The sequence below is a fragment of the Streptomyces sp. So13.3 genome (genome assembly GCF_005860785.2).
In the GTDB taxonomy this organism is placed as follows: domain Bacteria; phylum Actinomycetota; class Actinomycetes; order Streptomycetales; family Streptomycetaceae; genus Actinacidiphila; species Actinacidiphila fildesensis.
The window spans coordinates 5,868,047-5,885,145 of record NZ_CP048835.1 but is presented as its reverse complement, the minus strand read 5'-3'; the positions used below and the strand labels follow the sequence as shown (position 1 = coordinate 5,885,145).

Here is a 17,099-nt window from a genome sequence, read left to right as displayed (position 1 = left end):
GCCCCTGGGGGCACCCCCGGCCGAAGGTTGGGGGATCGTGAACAGTCGATTTCGAAGCCCCGCCCCGGAGGGCCCGGCCCCCGCCCCCACAGACCACAGAACGGACCGACCGTGGCAACCGGCACCAACCCCCAAGCCGCCCTGCGCCGCCGCAACCTGTCCGCCGTCGTGCACGCCGTCGCCGCCGGCGACAACCTCTCCCGGGCAGCCGTCGCCGCCGAGGTCGGCCTCACCCGGGCCACCGTCTCGACGCTCGTCGACGAACTCATCGCGGCGGGCCTCGTCACCGAGCTGGGCGCGCAGCGCCCCGGCACCGTGGGCCGCCCCGGCACCGCCCTCGCCCTCAGCCCGCGCGGCCCCGCCGGGATCGGCGCCGAAGTGGGCGTGGACCACCTCGCGGCCTGCGTCGTGGACCTGCGCGGCACCGTACGGGCCCGAGCGACCGTGGAGGCCCGCAACCGCGGCCGGGCCGCCGCGCAGACGCTCGGCGAGCTGGACGGACTCGTCCGGCAGGTGACGGAGGAAGCGGTGGCGCTCGGGCTGCGCCCGGCGGGGCTGACCGTCGCGGTCCCCGGCCTGGTGGGGAGGGACCAGCACACGGTGCTGCGGGCACCGAACCTCGGCTGGAAGAACGAACGCACCGAACTGACCGTGGAGAACGAGGCGAACCTGGGGGCACTGGCAGAACTGTGGCTGGCCGGCAGGGAGAAGGCGCTCCCCGCCACCGACACCCCACAAGGCGCTGCCCAAGCCCCCCTCACCGACTTCATCCACGTCTCGGCAGAGATCGGCATCGGCGCCGCCCTCGTCATCAACGGCAGCCTCTTCCGCGGAGCGCGCGGCTTCGCCGGCGAGCTCGGGCACGTCCCCGTCTACCCCGACGGTCCGCGCTGCTCCTGCGGCGCCCGCGGCTGCCTGGAGCAGTACGCGGGCGAGGAGGCGGTGCTGCGCGCGGCCGGCATCGCCCCGGAGCTGCCGGGGCGGCTCAAGGCGCTGCGGACGGCGGCCTCGGACGACGACGCGCCCGCGCTGGCGGCCCTGGAGGCCGCCGGCCGGGCGCTCGGGATCGCGCTGAGCGGCGCCGTGAACCTGCTCGACCCGCAGGCGGTGGTCCTCGGCGGCCCGCTCTCCGAGCTGGCCCCGTGGCTGCTGCCGGGGGTGCGGCGGGAGCTGGGGCGACGGGTCACGGGCGGCGGCGCGCTGGTGGTCGAGTCACGGCTGGGCCGGGACGGGGTGCTGCTGGGCGCGGCGTACAGCGCGGTGCGGGCGGTCCTGGACGACCCGTCCGAATGGACCGCCCGCTAGGGCGTGTTGCGAAAGGAGCGCCGTTCGCCCGGAGGGCGTGGCCCACGGCGTCCGGTGCGTGCGCTCGCAAGGCGGAGGGTCGTCCTCGTACTGGACGTACGTGGACGAGCCCGACAACGCGGCGAGGGCGCGTGCCAGACGCCGTGGGCCAGGCGGGACTTTCGCAACACGGCCTAGAGAGGGACCTTCGGGCCCCCGGCTCGAGCCGGCCGCAGGCAAACCCGCAGGATCAGGACGTGGCACCCAGCGCGGACCCGGCGGTCCAAGCGCTCCACGTCATGTTCCACCCGTTGAGCCCGTTGTCCGGCTTGATCGTCTTGTCGGGCGAGTTCTTCATCACGACCACGTCGCCGATCAGCGACTGGTCGAAGAACCAGGCACCCAGCGTGTCCGGGTCGTTGGCGCCCTTGGCGTCGCTCAGGCCGATGCAGCCGTGGCTGGTGTTGGCCGAGCCGAAGATCGACTTGTTGCCCCAGTAGTTGCCGTGGATGAACGTGCCCGAGGAGCTCAGCCGCATGGCGTGCGGCACGTCGGCGATGTCGTACTCACCCTTGAAGCCGACCGAGTCACCGTTCATCCGCGTCTGCTTGTACTTCTCGGAGATCACCATCTGACCGTTGTAGGTCGGGTGGTCGGCGGAGCCGGCCGAGATCGGGATGGTCTTGATGGTTTTGCCGTCGCGGACGACCGTCATCGTCTTGGTGGTGGCGTCGACCGTCGAGACCTGGGACCGGCCGACGGTGAAGTTGACGTCCTTGTTCTGGACGCCGTAGACGCCGTTGGAGCCCTCGACGCCGTCGAGCTTCAGCTTGACGCTGACGTTCGAGCCGGCCTTCCAGTACTCCTGCGGACGGAAGTCCAGCCGGGTGGAGTCGAACCAGTGGCCCACGACCGTCTGGCCGCTGCTGGACGCCACCTTGATGGCCGACTCGACGGCCTTCTTGTTGGTGACGGCCTTGTCGAACTTGATCGACACCGGCATGCCGACGCCGACCGTGGAGCCGTCCTCCGGCGTGAAGTAGCCGATGAAGCTGTTGCTCGCGGAGACCGTGCCGAAGGTGGAGGTCTCGGTGACGACGCGGCCCTTCGCGTCCTGCGCGGTGGCCGCGACCTTGTACTTCTTGCCGCGGTCGAGGGAGGCGTCCGGCTTCCAGCTGGTGCCGTCGGTGGCTATCGCGCCCTTGACGGCCTTTCCGCTCACGACCTCGGTCATGGCGACCGCGGTGAGTTTGCCGTCGGTCACGGCGATCTTGGTGCCGCTGCTGATGCTCGCGTTGCTGGTCCCCGTCTTCGGGGTGATGGCGATCTTGGCGTCCGAGGAGACGTCGGCGGCGGCCGCGTCGACGTCCGCTTGTGTCTTGCCCTTGTCCGTCGCGGCGGCGCCCTTGTCCGAGCCGCTGCCGCCGCACGCGGTCAGCGCGACCGCGCCGCCGAGCACGACCGCGACGGCCGCCAGGCCGGTGCGGCGCCTGCGCCGCGAGCGCGCGCGCTGGTCGGGCGTCATGCCGTTGACGGGGCCGGTTGCGGTGCCGGGGTCGGGCGACTTCACACAAATCTCCAATGCCTGCGGGCGCACGTTCCCTGCTCGCGTTCCCGCGAGTCCTGCCCGCGTCCCTGCGAGCGACGGATCCGGACGAGATGGATCCGGAAACGAGCCTCATCCATAACCAGAGGAACATGCGGGGCCGGAAGTCCGTTCCCTTTGTCCGGAAAGTGTGTCGAGGCACACGTGCGGAACCCCGGGCCGCGAAACGGCCCGGGGTCGGGGAAAAATGCAGGTCAGACCAGGATCAGGCGGAGCCGGACCGGGATCAGGCCGGCGTGGTGGCCTCCTCGACGTCCTCCTCTGCGGCATCGTCGTCGTCGTACATGTCCCACTCTTCGGAGTCGGGGTCGTACTCGGTGTGCGCGCAGGACCACGAGGCCTGCACGAGTTCGATCCCGGGGACCGTCGTGACCAGGTCGAACGGGTCGATCAGATAGGCCAGCGCCTCGGACTCGTCCTGCTTCACAGCCGCCTCGGCGTGCGTCCGCTCCTCGGCGGGCATCTCCGCGTCGGCGGCGATGTGCTCCAGTGCGGCGGCGGTCACTTCCTGCTGTCCGGTGACCTCGAGAACGAGCTCGACCTGGAGTCGGACATAGCGCGGGCCGCTGTCGCCACGGGGAATCTCAGTAGTGCTCATGCGACGGAGCGTAAACGCCGGAGCGCCAGCTTCCCACCAGGCACACCAGGTCACTAACATCGGCGTCTACGGTCAAGTCGCCGCACCCAATGGGGGATCCGTTGACCTCGCCTCTGGCCTCTCCACGCCCGTTCGTCGCCGCCGCCGCGGCTTCCGTACTGGCAGCGCTGTATTTCGTGCCGTCCGCCACCGCCAGCCCGGATCATGCCCCCGCTTCGCAGGTCAAGGCACCCGTGACGGCATCAGGACCGACGACGTCGACGACCGGGACGCTCCATCTCGCGGCCACCGGAACGGTGCACACCACGCCGTATCTGATCGGCGGGGCCGCGTTCCTCGTCGGCGGTGCGGGGCTGGTGCTGAACGCAGGGCGGCGCTCCCGCGCGCAGGCGCTCTGAAGCACCGAGGGACGCACACCCGCGGGTGTGCGCCCCTCATCATCGTCACGCTCAGCAGCGGCTCAGCAATCGCTCAGCAGTCGCCGCTCAGCAGTCGCGCGGCGCGCGGCGCCGGCCCCGCTGATCCGGCGTCAGGCCAGCGGCCCCGTCACCGATTCGGCCGCCGCGTTGAGGTTTCCGGCCCGGACGAACGCGTACGCGGCCTCCAGGTCGGGCGACAGGAAACGGTCCGGGCCGACTCCGTCGATGCCCGCCTCACGGACCGCCGCCACGATCGCCCGAGTGGCCGGGGCGGGCCGCAGACCGCCCGCGGTGAGCTTCTCGCGCATCTCGATGGCGCGGGTCGCGGCGAACAGCTCGACGGCGATGATCCGCGCCAGGTTGTCGACGGTCGTCCGCAGCTTGCGGGCCGCGGACCAGCCCATGGAGACGTGGTCCTCCTGCATCGCGGACGACGGGATGGAGTCCACGGAGGCCGGCACGGCCAGCCGCTTCATCTCGCTGACCAGCGCGGCCTGCGTGTACTGAGCGATCATCAGGCCCGAGTCCACGCCCGGGTCGTCGGCGAGGAACGCCGGCAGCCCGTGCGAGCGCGACTTGTCGAGCAGCCGGTCGGTGCGCCGCTCGGCGATGCTGCCGAGGTCGGCGGCGGCGATCGCCAGGAAGTCCAGGACGTACGCCACGGGCGCGCCGTGGAAGTTGCCGTTGGACTCCACGCGGCCGTCGGGCAGCACCACGGGGTTGTCGACGGCGGAGATCAGCTCGCGGTCGGCCACCAGCCGGGCGTGCGCCAGGGTGTCCCGGCCGGCGCCCGCGACCTGCGGGGCGCAGCGGATCGAGTAGGCGTCCTGGACGCGCGGGGCGTCGTCCTGGTGGTGCCCGGTGAAGCCGGAGCCCTCCAGCACGCGGCGCATGTTCTCGGCGCTCGCGGCCTGGCCCGGGTGCGGGCGGATGGCGTGCAGCTCGGGCGCGAGGACGCGCTCGGTGCCGAGCAGTGCCTCCAGCGAGAGCGCGGCGGTGATGTCGGCGGCGGTGAACAGCTGCGCGAGGTCCGCGCAGGCCATCACCAGCATGCCGAGCATGCCGTCGGTGCCGTTGATGAGGGCCAGGCCCTCCTTCTCGCGCAGCTCCACCGGCTCGATGCCGGCCTCGGCGAGCAGCTCGCCGGCCGGACGAATCGTTCCGTCGGGGCCTTCGGCCACGCCTTCGCCCATCAGCACCTGCGCGCAGTGCGCGAGCGGTGCGAGGTCACCGGAACAGCCGAGCGAGCCGTACTCGTGCACGACGGGGGTGATTCCGGCGTTCAGGATCGCCGCCATCGTCTCGGCGACGACCGGACGCACGCCGGTGCGGCCGGACGCGAGCGTCTTCAGCCGCAGGAACATCAGGCCGCGCACGACCTCCCGCTCGACGCTCGGGCCCATGCCGGCGGCGTGCGAACGCACCAGGGAGCGCTGCAGCTGTGCGCGCAGCTCCGGGCTGATGTGGCGGACGGCCAGCGCGCCGAAGCCCGTGGACACGCCGTAGACCGGCTCCGGCTTGGCCGCCAGCGCCTCGATGACCTGCCGCGACGCGGCGATCCCGGTCAGTGCCTGCTGCGACAGTTCGACCTTCGCGCCGCCGCGAGCCACGGCCAGGACGTCGTCCGCGCTCGCGCCGTCGGCGCCGATGACCACGTTATGCATATTCATATTCACGCACCCTAGAGAGTGAATCGCCGCCTGTCACTCCTTACCTTCGCAGGCGATCTTCGATGGCCCGCCCCGGTGATCTTCGCGGGCCCTACCCGACAACCGCTCGGGGCCGGGCACAGCAAGGCAACCGGGCCCGCCGGCAGGCCCGCCCGTCAGGACCCGTGGCGCCCGCGAATCCGCCGGCGTTCGCCCTCGGGCGCGGGCGGCTGGTCCGCGAGGCGTACGACGGGGTCGTCCGGGCCCCCGCGCCCCGCGACGACCGGAGTGGTCGAGCGCAGCGCCTTGGCCCGGTACTGGGCGGCGTCGGCGAGGCGGAAGAGCCGCCGGGCGGTCCGTACCGGCCCGATCGGGTCGCCCGTCGAGGCGACCCCGCACGCGACGCCTTCGCCCACCTCCAGCTCGGTGGCCCGCCGGCACAGCTCGTCCGCCGCGCCCACCACCTCGTCCGGGCTCTGGCCGACCGCGACGAGGCAGAACTCGTCGCCACCGAGCCGGGCCGCCAGGCTGCCCGGCAGCAGCGCGCCGCACAGCGACAGGACGGAGCCGAAACGTTCGAGCAGCTGGTCCCCGACCGCGTGCCCGAGCCGGTCGTTCACCTTCTTCAGACCGTTCAGATCGCACACCACCAGGCTCACCACGGTCCCCGACACCCGGTGCAGCTCCAGCGCCTCGTCCAGCCGGACGTCGACGGCGCGCCGGTTCCCGAGCCCGGTCAGCGGGTCACTGAAGGCCAGCCGCTGGACCTCGGCGAGCCGTTCGGTCTGCGAGATCCCGGCCGCGATCACGGCGGCCAGCACCGTCGCGAAGTCCGCGTCCGCCCGGTCGAAGACCGGCTCGCCCGCGCCCCGGGCCACGTACAGCTCGCCCCAGGCGCGCCCGTGCAGCACGATCGGCGCCACGACGCAGCAGCCGCGCCCGCGCCGTCGCAGGGCGGCGACCCGCTGGTGGCAGTACGCGCCCGGCCCCTGCGGGCCCTCCTCGGCCGTCTCGACCCAGGCGTGCGGTTCCCCGCCGCCGGCCCATTTCCCGTGCAGGAACTCGACGATCTCCGGGAAGTCGTTCACGGGATAGGTCTCGTCCCGCGGCTCCGGGTCCTCGCCGGGCGCCAGGTCGCCGTCGTTGACGAGCACCTTGAGCTGGCCCGATCCCCGTTCCCACGACGACAGCGCCGCGAAGGACCCGCCCATCGCCAGCCGCGCCCTGGTGGCGGCCGCCCGCACCGCCTCGCGCGGGTCCTGGGCGGCCGCCATCGCCTGCGCCAACTCCACGACCGCTCGCAGCCGTCGATCGGCCGTCCCGTCACCCATCCCACCAGATTAAGAACAAATGTCGCACTTGGGGCTGTTTGACTACTCCCTGGGCGAATTTACTGTTCCCCCGTCAGCCGCCCGCCGCCACCCGGGCCGGCGTCACTCCCCGGGCCAGTCCGGCGTCCGCTTCTCGTTGAACGCCGCCACGCCCTCGGCCCGGTCCCCCGAGAAGGCCACCGTCCGCCACGCCGCGTCCTCGACGTCGAGACCGGCCCGCAGATCCAGTCCGTGCCCGAGCCGCAGCGCCCGCTTCGCGGCCCGCAGGCCCACCGGCGAGTTCGCGGCCATGCGCTCCGCGAGCGCCAGCGCGTCCGCGCGGTCCTCGCCCGCGGCGGCCAGGACGTCGACGAGGCCCAGCTCACGGGCCTCCTCCGCCGCCACCCGCCGCGCCGTGAAGATCAGCTCGGCGGCCCGTGCCGCGCCCACCCGGCGCGGCAGCAGCTGGGTGCCGCCACCGCCGGGGATCACGCCCACCGAGACCTCCGGCAGCCCCACCACCGCGGTGGCGTCCGCCACGATCACGTCGCAGGACAGCGCCAGCTCGAAGCCGCCACCGAGCGCGAAGCCGTGCACCGCGGCGATCGACGGCATCGGAAGTTCCAGCACCGAGGTGTACGCGGCACGGGTGTGCGGCCGCTGCCGGCCGAGGTCGGCGTCCGTGAAGGAGTTGCGCTCCTTCAGGTCCGCGCCGACGCAGAACGCGCGCTCGTGCGTGGACGTCAGCACCACGACGCTGACCGTCCGGTCGGCGGCGAGCGCGGCACAGGCCGCCGCCACGTTCCCGGCCATCTCCGTCGAGATGGCGTTCATCGCCTTGGGGCGATCCAGCACCAACTCCGCGACGCGCGCGCCGTGCCGCCGCACCGCGACCCATTCCCCGAACCGCACTTCAGACTCCGTCATGCCCCGGATCATGCCAGCCGCGCCCGCCGCGCGGCAGGGGAGGTGGGGTCAGCTACGGCGTGTCAGCAGCCACGGCTCGACGACGCCGAGCCCACGCACCGGGCGGCGCCACATCGGCTGCAGGGCGAAGCGGTACTTGTCGTCCTCGGACGCGTCGACCTCGGAGACGGGGGCGTCGCCCGCCGCGCCGAGCGCCTGCGCGAAGTCACCGTCGACGAGGACGGCGTCCCGTGGCGCTATCGACGTCAGCCGGCTCGCGAGGTTCACGGTGGTGCCGAAGACATCGCCCATCCGGGTGGTCACGGTCCCGAAGGCCATCCCGACGCGCAGTGCGGGCATGGACTCGTCGCCGGTCATCGTCTCGATGAGCCGCAGCCCGATCTCGGCGGCGGTGCCGGGGTCGTCGGCGACGTACAGCACCTCGTCGCCGAGCGTCTTGATCAGGCGCCCGCCGTGTGCGGCGACCTGGTCGGCGCAGGTGGTCTCGAAGGCCTCGACGAGCTCGCCGAGTTCCTCCTCCTCCAGCCGCCGGGTGAGCCGGGTGAAGCCGACGAGGTCGGCGAAGCCCACGGCCAGCCGGCGGTCGACGGCCTCCTCGTCGTCGGACTGGACGACGCGGCTGGTGGCGGCGGCCAGCTGGCGCCGCCAGACGTAGATGAGGAACTCCTCCAGCTCGGGCAGGAGCAGTTCGACGAGCGGGTAGGCGACCTCGGCCCGCGTCATGCCGGGCTCGGGCGGCTCGGTGAGCCCTTCGAGGAAGGAGTCGGTCTGCCAGTCGGCGAGGCGGGCGGTGGTCTGGCCGGTGGAGCGGGCCACCTGAATGGCCATCGACTCGCTCAGCAGCCCGGCCTCGACGAGCCCGGCGAGCCGGCGCAGCGCCAGCACGTCGGCCTCGGTGAGGGCCTTCGCCTGGCCGATGTCGGCGAAGCCCATGGCACGCCAGAAGCGGGAGGCGAGATCCATGGAGACGCCGGCGGTGCGGGCCGCCTGGAAGGGCGTGTACTGGCGGCCGGCGCCGAGGATGAGGTGTTCGAGGCGCAGTGCGAGCGGATGCTCGGCGGGATCGGTGGAATCCGTGCCGGCACCGGGATCGGCGGGCGTCCCGGGGTCGGCGGAGCCGGCCGGATCGGCCGGCTGATCGGGGTCGATGCCGTCCGGGTCCGGGCCGGTGCCCGGATCCGTCGCGTACGGGGGAAGGTCCGCGTCGTCCACGCTCACCCTCCGCCCCCTGTCAGATCCCTGCGCAATGCCCGTCCGAGCCCTTCCGATCATCAAGCCGACACGCCGCCTCAACGATACGGCAGGTGTGCCGTAGCTCACGTCACCTGCCCGTGCCTACGTCAACGGGTCTCCTCCGCGCCCCCGCGGACGGGAGATCCGCAAGGGAGGACCGGGATCCGGACGGGCTGCCTCCACCGCCCGGCCCCGGTCCTACGCGCGGCGGATGTGGACGACGTCCCCCGCGCCCACCGCCTGCTCCCCGTCCGCGGTGGCGAGCACCAGCCGGCCGTCGTCGTCCACGCCGACCGCGGTGCCGACCAGCTCACGCCCGCCGGGCAGCTCGGCGCGGACCTCACGGCCGAGCGTGGCGCAGCCGGCCGCGTACGTCTGCTGGAGACGGGAGGCGGCCGGGTCGCCGCCGGCCGCCCGCCACTCGCCGTACCAGTCGGCGAGGGAGCGCAGCACGGCACGCAGCAGCGGGTCGCGGTCGGTGCCCTTGGCGCCGGCGAGGGCGAGGGAGCCCGCGGCGGGGACGGGCAGTTCGTCGGTGCGCAGCGACACGTTGATCCCGATACCGATGATCACGGCGTCGGTGCCGGCGCGCTCGGCGAGGATGCCGCCGGTCTTGCGCTCCTCGCCGTCGATGGTGACCAGCAGGTCGTTGGGCCATTTGAGTGCCGTGTCGACGCCGGCGGTCCGGGACAGCGCCGTGGCGGTCGCGACTCCGGCGAGCAGCGGCAGCCAGCCCCAGCGCTCCACCGGTACGTCGGCGGGCCGCAGTAGCACCGAGAGGAACAGGCCGGAGCGGGGCGGCGCCGACCACTGGCGGTCCAGCCGGCCGCGGCCCGCGGTCTGCTCCTCCGCGACGAGTACGGCGCCTTCGGGGGCACCGGCGTTGGCGCGTTGTGCGAGGTCACTGTTGGTGGAACCGGTGGCCTCGACGACGTCGAGGGACGTCCAGGGGCTGTCCGGCGCGATGACCGCCCGGCGCAGCGCGGCTTCGCCGAGAGGGGGGCGCTCCAGGTCGGACCAGCGGTTGGGAGTCGTCATCCGCCCAGATTAGGAGAAGACCTGTGAGCGGAGTGTGTCCAACGCCGCACTGCTCGGGAACCAGTCGCGCCGTTACGCTACGAAACAGCGTTACTCGCCAGTCAAGTAGGACCCGACAGGACCCACGAGAGCAGGAGAGCCGCCTCCATGGCCGAGCCGGAGCACGACATCCACACCACCGCGGGCAAGCTCGCGGATCTGCGCCGCCGTATGGAGGAGGCGACGCACGCCGGCTCCGCGCGCGCGGTGGAGAAGCAACACGCCAAGGGCAAGCTGACCGCCCGGGAGCGGATCGAACTGCTCCTCGACGAGGACTCGTTCGTCGAGCTGGACGAGCTCGCCCGGCACCGGTCGACCAACTTCGACCTGGAGAAGAACCGCCCCTACGGCGACGGCGTCGTCACGGGCTACGGCACGGTCGAGGGCCGCCCGGTGGCGGTCTTCTCCCAGGACTTCACCGTCTTCGGCGGCGCCCTGGGCGAGGTCTACGGCGAGAAGATCGTCAAGGTCATGGACTGGGCGATGAAGACCGGCTGCCCGGTCATCGGCATCAACGACTCCGGCGGCGCCCGCATCCAGGAGGGTGTGGCCTCGCTCGGCATGTACGGCGAGATCTTCCGCCGCAACACCCACGCCTCCGGTGTGATCCCGCAGATCTCGCTGATCGTGGGCCCCTGCGCGGGCGGCGCGGTGTACTCGCCGGCCATCACGGACTTCGTGGTGATGGTCGACCAGACCTCGCACATGTTCATCACGGGACCCGACGTCATCAAGACCGTGACCGGCGAGGACGTCGCCATGGAGGAGCTGGGCGGCGCCCGCACCCACAACACGACGTCCGGGAACGCGCACCACATGGCGGGTGACGAGAAGGACGCCATCGAGTACGTGAAGGCGCTGCTGTCGTACCTGCCGTCCAACAACCTGGCGGAGGCCCCGGCCTACCCGGTCGAGGCGGACCTGGCGACCAGCGCCGAGGACCTGGAGCTGGACGCGCTGATCCCGGACTCCGCGAACCAGCCGTACGACATGCACAAGGTCATCGAGCACGTGCTGGACGACGGCGAGTTCCTGGAGACGCAGGCGCTGTTCGCGCCGAACATCGTCGCGGGCCTCGGCCGGATCGAGGGCCGGCCGGTCGGCATCATCGCCAACCAGCCGATGCAGTTCGCGGGCTGTCTGGACATCGACGCGTCGGAAAAGGCCGCCCGCTTCGTCCGTACCTGCGACAGTTTCAACATCCCGGTCATCACCTTCGTGGACGTACCCGGCTTCCTGCCCGGCACCGACCAGGAGTGGAACGGCATCATCCGGCGCGGCGCCAAGCTGATCTACGCCTACGCGGAGGCGACGGTCCCGCTGATCACCGTCATCACCCGTAAGGCGTACGGCGGCGCCTACGACGTGATGGGCTCCAAGCACCTGGGCGCCGACCTGAACCTGGCGTGGCCGACCGCGCAGATCGCGGTCATGGGCGCGCAGGGCGCGGTGAACATCCTGCACCGCCGCACGCTGGCCGAGGCGAAGACGCCGGAGGCGGTCGAGGAGCTGCGCCAGCAGCTGATCACCGATTACGAGGACACGCTGCTGAACCCGTACGTGGCCGCCGAGCGCGGTTACATCGACGCGGTGATCATGCCGTCCGAGACCCGCTCGCACCTCGTCAAGGCGCTGCGGACGCTGCGCAACAAGCGCGAGAGCCTGCCGCCGAAGAAGCACGGCAACATCCCCCTGTAAGGAGCCGTCCCGTGGTGATCAAGGTAGAGCGGGGAAATCCGACCCCGGAGGAGCTGGCCGCCGTCGTGGCACTGGTCCAGGCGCGGGCCGCCGCGACGTCGGGCAGCGCCGACGGCCCGCACCCGACGGAGCAGTGGGCCGACCCGGCCCACAACGTGCCCCGCCCTGTCCCCGGCCCGGGTCCCGGCGCGTGGCGCACGTCCTTCTGGCCGCGCTGAACGAGCCGGCCCGGCCGCATCAGCGGAGCAAGCCGAACAAATAGTCATCTCCCGGCCCGCGCTTGAGTACCCGTACTCAGGCGCGGGCCTTTTCCCGGGCGCAACCTGGAAGACATGTTGTGGTCGGACCGCGACCGGCGCGACGAACCGCCGGAGGACATGCGGCAGGTGCAGGCGATGCTGCGGCGCGCGATGCTCGTGATCGCGCTGACCATTCCCCTGCTGATGCTGCTGGTCGGCTGGCACAGCTGACCGTCCGGCAGTGTCCCGCCCCGGCACCGCAGCGGCCGCGGCCCGAATTACGATGGCCCGATGAGCACCCGTCGCCCTCTCGTCCTGGCCTCTGCATCCCCCGCCCGGCTCAACCTGCTGCGGCAGGCCGGACTCGATCCCCGGGTCGTGGTCAGCGGGGTCGACGAGGACGCGCTGACCGCCGCGAACCCGGCGGAGCTGGCGCGGGTGCTGGCCGAGGCGAAGGCCGCGGCGGTAGCGGCCGGCCTGACCGGCGGCGAGCTGGTGATCGGCTGCGACTCCGTACTGGACCTGGACGGCGAGGCGCTGGGCAAGCCGGCGGACGCCGCGGAGGCGACCGCCCGGTGGGTGTCGATGCGCGGCCGCTCCGGCGTACTGCGGACGGGTCACTGCGTCATCGACACCGCGAACGGCAAGCAGGTCTCGGCGACCGCGTCGACGACGGTGCGCTTCGGCTCGCCGGACGACGCCGAGATCGCCGCCTACGTCGCCAGCGGCGAGCCGCTGTACGTCGCGGGCGCGTTCACCCTGGACGGCCGCTCGGCCCCGTTCGTCGACGGGATCGACGGGGACCCGGGCAACGTCATCGGCCTGTCCCTGCCGACGCTGCGGCGGCTGCTGGGCGACCTGGACGTGCGGATCACCGACCTCTGGACGGCGTAGCCGCCGGTTTCCGCCCGCCCCTGCCCGTAACGTCCTAGGCTGCGGCCGGGGCGGTCGGCGGCGGGACCTCGTTGCCGTTGCTCCCGGCGGCGGGTGCGCTGTCCTCGGTGTCGGGGTACAGCAGCAGAGTGCCGACAAGGAGCGCCAGGACGACCATCATGAAGACGAAGGCGGCCCAGCCGACGAGGCCGACCACCAGCGCACCCAGCAGGCCGTGAACGACCGCGCACACGATGAGCAGGATCTGCCCGAACCGGCCGGGCGGGCGGCCACGCAGCGCTACCCGCGCCGGGATGAGGGCACAGCCGATGAGGAAGAGCCCGAACAGAGCACCACCGACCCAGGTGCCGATGGCCATGCCGTCGGAGTCGAGTCCCGCGACGGACATGTTCTGGTTGCGCACGGCGAGGCCGAGCACCACATGGATGAACGCGATGACGAACGCCTCAAGGACGAGCACTACAGCCGTGGTCGCGGCCAGACCTCTGCGCACCTTTCCCCCTTCAACCTGCAACCGTTACCCCGGGTATCACGCATCGCGAACGCTACTAACGGGTACGCCGCGCGGCAAGGTCCATGACCCCACCACCCTTTCGGGGTGGCGGACCAGCAAAGATTCCACCCCCTATTCGTGGAGAACCCACAAAGGATCCGGCATCCTGCCCTTGGTCACTCAGAGAGACATGGGCCACACCAAGGCCCTTGGGGCACCCGGACGAATGGGGTCGTACCGTGGATTTAGCAGGCACTCGGGCGCTCGACCGGCGCTCGAATCACCCTCCGTGTGGGCAAGCTCACCTGTAGGGGTGACTCGGCATGAAGTGTCGTCAGTAACTAAACTCGGCTTGTTTCAAGGAGGGAGCCATCGTGCGCAAGGTGCTCATCGCCAACCGCGGTGAAATTGCAGTCCGCGTCGCCCGCGCCTGCCGGGATGCCGGGATCGCCAGCGTAGCCATCTACGCAGACCCGGATCGGGACGCGCTGCATGTCCGCGCGGCCGACGAGGCCTACGCGTTGGGCGGTGACACGCCGGCGTCCAGCTATCTGGACTACGCCAAGGTGCTGGCCGCCGCAGCCGAATCAGGGGCGGACGCGATCCACCCCGGATACGGATTCCTGTCCGAGAACGCCGAGTTCGCCCAGGCGGTGCTGGACGCCGGGCTGACCTGGATCGGCCCGCCGCCGCAGGCGATCCGCGATCTCGGTGACAAGGTGGCGGCGCGTCATATCGCGCTGCGTGCCGGTGCCCCGCTCGTCGCGGGCACCCCGGACCCGGTCTCGGGTCCTGACGAGGTCGTCACGTTCGCCCAGCAGCACGGCCTGCCGGTCGCCATCAAGGCCGCCTTCGGCGGTGGTGGGCGCGGTCTGAAGGTCGCGCGCACCATCGAGGAGATCCCGGAGCTGTTCGACTCAGCGGTCCGCGAGGCGGTCGCCGCCTTCGGTCGCGGCGAGTGCTTCGTCGAGCGCTACCTGGACCGCCCGCGGCACGTCGAGACGCAGTGCCTGGCCGACAGCCACGGCAACGTCGTGGTCGTCTCCACCCGTGACTGCTCGCTGCAGCGCCGCCACCAGAAGCTGGTGGAGGAGGCTCCGGCGCCGTTCCTGACCGATGAGCAGAACGCCGAGCTGTACCGGGCGTCCAAGGCCATCCTCAAGGAGGCCGGCTACATCGGCGCGGGCACCGTGGAGTTCCTGGTGGCCGTGGACGGCACGATCTCCTTCCTGGAGGTCAACACCCGTCTGCAGGTCGAGCACCCGGTCACCGAGGAGGTCTCCGGTATCGACCTGGTCCGGGAGATGTTCCGGATCGCGGACGGCGAGGAGCTCGGCTACGGCGACCCGGTACTGCGGGGTCACTCGATCGAGTTCCGTATCAACGGCGAGGACCCGGGCCGCGGCTTCCTGCCCGCCCCCGGCACCGTCACCACCTTCCAGCCCCCGTCGGGCCCCGGTGTGCGGCTGGACGCGGGCGTCGAGTCCGGCTCGGTCATCGGCCCGGCCTGGGACTCGCTGCTCGCCAAGCTGATCGTGACCGGCGCGACGCGGCAGCAGGCGCTGCAGCGTGCGGCCCGTGCGCTGGCGGAGTTCCGCGTCGAGGGCATGGCCACGGCCATCCCGTTCCACCGCGCGGTCGTGGCCGACCCGGCGTTCGCCCCCGAGCTGGGCGGATCCACCGAGCCGTTCACCGTCCACACCCGGTGGATCGAGACGGAGTTCCAGAACACCATCACGGCGTTCGCGCCGGTCGGTGGCGAGGACGACGAGGCCCCGGCCCGCGAGACGGTGGTCGTCGAGGTCGGCGGCAAGCGCCTGGAGGTCTCCCTCCCGGCGTCGCTCGGTGTCGCGTCCATGCCGGTGGGCCTGAACAAGAAGGCGCCGCGCCGCGCCACCACCAAGAAGGCCGGTTCGGCCGCTTCCGGTGACTCCCTGGCATCCCCGATGCAGGGCACCATCGTCAAGGTCGCGGTCGAGGAGGGCCAGGAGGTCAACGAGGGCGACCTCGTCGTCGTCCTGGAGGCCATGAAGATGGAGCAGCCGCTCAACGCGCACCGCTCCGGCACCATCAAGGGCCTGACGGCCGAGGTCGGCTCCTCGGTCACCTCGGGCGCGCTGATCTGCGAGATCAAGGACTGATCTCCGGTCGGGTGAACTGACGATGCCGGGCGGGCCCGATCGGGCCCGCCCGGCATTTCGCTGTCCCGCACCCTCAGCGTTTCGAGGGCGCCCGTACGGCCAGGACGAGCAACAGCGCCAGGCCGGTGAAGACGGCGGCCGCCGCGAAGGCCGCGGTGGCGCCCGCCGTGAAGACCTCCCCCGCGCCCCCGCCGGCGTGCCGGGCCGCGGTGCCGAAGACGGTGACGAGGATCGACAGGCCCAGGCTGCCGCCGATCTGTTGCATCGTCTGCAGCAGTCCGGACGCCGAACCGGCGTCACGCGGCTGGACGCCCCTCAGGATGAGGGTGTTGAGCGGCATCATCGTGAAGCCGACACCCACCCCGATGAGGGCCAGCGGCCCGAGCAGCGCGCCAACGTAGCCGGTGCCCGCGTCGAGCTGCGAGAGCCACAGCGTCCCGCTGAGCGAGAGCAGGGCGCCGGCCGACGCGACGCGCTTGGCGCCGAAGCGGGCCAGTGCGCGCGGGGCGGTGCGGGCGGCCACGAAGAGCGGGGCCGCCAGCGGGAGGAAGGCGAAGCCGGTGCGCAGCGGGCTGTACCCCAGTACGCCCTGCAGGAACTGGGTGGAGAAGTAGAAGACCCCGAACATGCCCGCCGGAATGAGCAGCATGCAGCCGTAGGCGAGGGCCCGGTTGCGGTCCGCGAACAGCCGCAGCACGACCAGCGGGCGCTCGGCCCGTACCTCGTTGAGCAGGAACGCGGCGAGCAGCGCGGCCGCCGCGGCGAAGGTGGTCAGCGCCCGGGTGTCGCTCCAGCCCTGGTCGGCGACGCGGATGAACGCGTAGACGAGCGAGGCCATGCCGAGGGTGCCGGTGAGCGCCCCGGCGACGTCGAACCGGCCGCCGGGGTGGCAGGCCGTCTCGGCGACATAGCGCGGGGCCAGCGCGGCGATGGCGAGCCCGACGGGGATGTTGATGAAGAACACCCAGCGCCAGGAGCCCCATTCGGTGAGCATCCCGCCGACGATCAGGCCGACGGCGGAGCCGGCGCCCGAGATCGCGGAGAACACGCTCAGCGCACGGTTGCGCTCGGTGCCCTCGGTGAAGGTGGTGGTCAGCAGGGCAAGCGTGCTGGGCGCGGCCAGTGCGGCGGCGGCGCCCTGGGCGCCGCGGGAGACGAGCAGCAGCGTCGCGTCGGTGGCGAATCCCCCGGCCACCGAGGCGGCGGTGAAGGCCAGCACCCCGATGATCAGGGCGCGGCGGCGGCCGATGAGGTCGCCGATCCGGCTGCCGAGCAGCAGCAGGCCGCCGAACGTGAGGATGTAGACGTTCAGGATCCAGGACATGCCGGTGGAGGAGAAGCCCAGGTCGGCGCCTATGCCCGGCAGGGCGACGTTCACCACGGTCGCATCCAGCAGCAGCATCAGCTGGGTGCCGACGATGGCGGAGAGAGCGAGTAACGGGTGGTGCCGCCGGGTCGGGGCGGGGGCGGCGACCGGAGCCGTGCTCAAGGATGTGGACATGATGAGTAGACCTCCAGAGAGGCAGAAGCG

General features: G+C 71.9%; 16 protein-coding genes. 7 read left to right on the top strand and 9 right to left on the bottom strand.

Annotation, left to right across the window (positions count from 1 at the left end):
- Positions 1 to 111 precede the first annotated feature (111 nt).
- Complete coding sequence (locus C8250_RS26655) at positions 112 to 1,305, top strand: ROK family transcriptional regulator (RefSeq protein WP_138352176.1); 1,194 nt, start codon at positions 112 to 114, stop codon at positions 1,303 to 1,305.
- Positions 1,306 to 1,534: 229 nt separating this feature from the next.
- On the opposite strand, the gene C8250_RS26650 is transcribed toward C8250_RS26655, so the two are convergent.
- Together C8250_RS26650 and C8250_RS26645 are read right to left on the bottom strand one after the other, a co-directional pair.
- Positions 1,535 to 2,809 (bottom strand): Ig-like domain-containing protein, encoded by a 1,275-nt coding sequence (locus C8250_RS26650; protein WP_138352273.1) that lies wholly within the window; start codon positions 2,807 to 2,809, stop codon positions 1,535 to 1,537.
- 307 nt (positions 2,810 to 3,116) lie between these two features.
- Positions 3,117 to 3,488 carry a hypothetical protein gene (locus C8250_RS26645; protein ID WP_138352177.1) on the bottom strand — a complete coding sequence of 124 codons (372 nt, stop codon included), beginning with the start codon at positions 3,486 to 3,488 and terminating at the stop codon, positions 3,117 to 3,119.
- A gap of 101 nt (positions 3,489 to 3,589) precedes the next feature.
- On the opposite strand from C8250_RS26645, the gene C8250_RS26640 reads away from it, so the two are divergent.
- Positions 3,590 to 3,886, top strand: a complete 297-nt coding sequence (locus C8250_RS26640; protein WP_232484665.1) for a hypothetical protein — start codon at positions 3,590 to 3,592, stop codon at positions 3,884 to 3,886.
- Positions 3,887 to 4,017: 131 nt separating this feature from the next.
- On the opposite strand, the gene hutH is transcribed toward C8250_RS26640, so the two are convergent.
- The 5 genes from hutH to C8250_RS26615 all read right to left on the bottom strand — a co-directional run bounded on the left by hutH (position 4,018) and on the right by C8250_RS26615 (position 10,064).
- Positions 4,018 to 5,571, bottom strand: a complete 1,554-nt coding sequence (gene hutH / locus C8250_RS26635) for a histidine ammonia-lyase (protein ID WP_187145319.1) — start codon at positions 5,569 to 5,571, stop codon at positions 4,018 to 4,020.
- 161 nt (positions 5,572 to 5,732) lie between these two features.
- Positions 5,733 to 6,887 (bottom strand): sensor domain-containing diguanylate cyclase, encoded by a 1,155-nt coding sequence (locus C8250_RS26630; protein WP_138352180.1) that lies wholly within the window; start codon positions 6,885 to 6,887, stop codon positions 5,733 to 5,735.
- Positions 6,888 to 6,989: 102 nt separating this feature from the next.
- Positions 6,990 to 7,793: an enoyl-CoA hydratase-related protein gene (locus C8250_RS26625; RefSeq protein ID WP_138352181.1), complete on the bottom strand. Its 804-nt coding sequence runs from the start codon at positions 7,791 to 7,793 to the stop codon at positions 6,990 to 6,992.
- A gap of 48 nt (positions 7,794 to 7,841) precedes the next feature.
- Positions 7,842 to 9,011: an adenylate/guanylate cyclase domain-containing protein gene (locus C8250_RS26620; protein WP_138352182.1), complete on the bottom strand. Its 1,170-nt coding sequence runs from the start codon at positions 9,009 to 9,011 to the stop codon at positions 7,842 to 7,844.
- A 213-nt stretch (positions 9,012 to 9,224) separates the two neighbouring features.
- Entirely contained in the window at positions 9,225 to 10,064 is an 840-nt protein-coding gene (locus tag C8250_RS26615) for a biotin--[acetyl-CoA-carboxylase] ligase (protein ID WP_138352183.1), read from the bottom strand.
- Between the two features lie 147 nt (positions 10,065 to 10,211).
- On the opposite strand from C8250_RS26615, the gene C8250_RS26610 reads away from it, so the two are divergent.
- The 4 genes from C8250_RS26610 to C8250_RS26595 all read left to right on the top strand — a co-directional run bounded on the left by C8250_RS26610 (position 10,212) and on the right by C8250_RS26595 (position 12,934).
- The gene (locus C8250_RS26610) at positions 10,212 to 11,801 is read left to right on the top strand and encodes an acyl-CoA carboxylase subunit beta (RefSeq protein ID WP_138352184.1); all 1,590 of its coding nucleotides are present in this window, start codon (positions 10,212 to 10,214) and stop codon (positions 11,799 to 11,801) included.
- A 14-nt stretch (positions 11,802 to 11,815) separates the two neighbouring features.
- Positions 11,816 to 12,019, top strand: coding sequence for an acyl-CoA carboxylase subunit epsilon (locus C8250_RS26605; RefSeq protein WP_138352274.1), 204 nt, complete (start codon positions 11,816 to 11,818; stop codon positions 12,017 to 12,019).
- Between the two features lie 114 nt (positions 12,020 to 12,133).
- Positions 12,134 to 12,271, top strand: a complete 138-nt coding sequence (locus tag C8250_RS26600) for a hypothetical protein (protein ID WP_187144992.1) — start codon at positions 12,134 to 12,136, stop codon at positions 12,269 to 12,271.
- Between the two features lie 60 nt (positions 12,272 to 12,331).
- Positions 12,332 to 12,934: a nucleoside triphosphate pyrophosphatase gene (locus C8250_RS26595; protein ID WP_138352185.1), complete on the top strand. Its 603-nt coding sequence runs from the start codon at positions 12,332 to 12,334 to the stop codon at positions 12,932 to 12,934.
- Positions 12,935 to 12,968: 34 nt separating this feature from the next.
- On the opposite strand, the gene C8250_RS26590 is transcribed toward C8250_RS26595, so the two are convergent.
- Positions 12,969 to 13,427 (bottom strand): hypothetical protein, encoded by a 459-nt coding sequence (locus C8250_RS26590; RefSeq protein ID WP_138352186.1) that lies wholly within the window; start codon positions 13,425 to 13,427, stop codon positions 12,969 to 12,971.
- A gap of 374 nt (positions 13,428 to 13,801) precedes the next feature.
- On the opposite strand from C8250_RS26590, the gene C8250_RS26585 reads away from it, so the two are divergent.
- Complete coding sequence (locus C8250_RS26585; protein ID WP_138352187.1) at positions 13,802 to 15,568, top strand: biotin carboxylase N-terminal domain-containing protein; 1,767 nt, start codon at positions 13,802 to 13,804, stop codon at positions 15,566 to 15,568.
- Positions 15,569 to 15,641: 73 nt separating this feature from the next.
- Here C8250_RS26585 and C8250_RS26580 read toward each other — a convergent pair whose 3' ends face one another.
- Positions 15,642 to 17,069, bottom strand: a complete 1,428-nt coding sequence (locus C8250_RS26580; protein WP_138352188.1) for an MFS transporter — start codon at positions 17,067 to 17,069, stop codon at positions 15,642 to 15,644.
- Between the last annotated feature and the right edge of the window lie 30 nt (positions 17,070 to 17,099).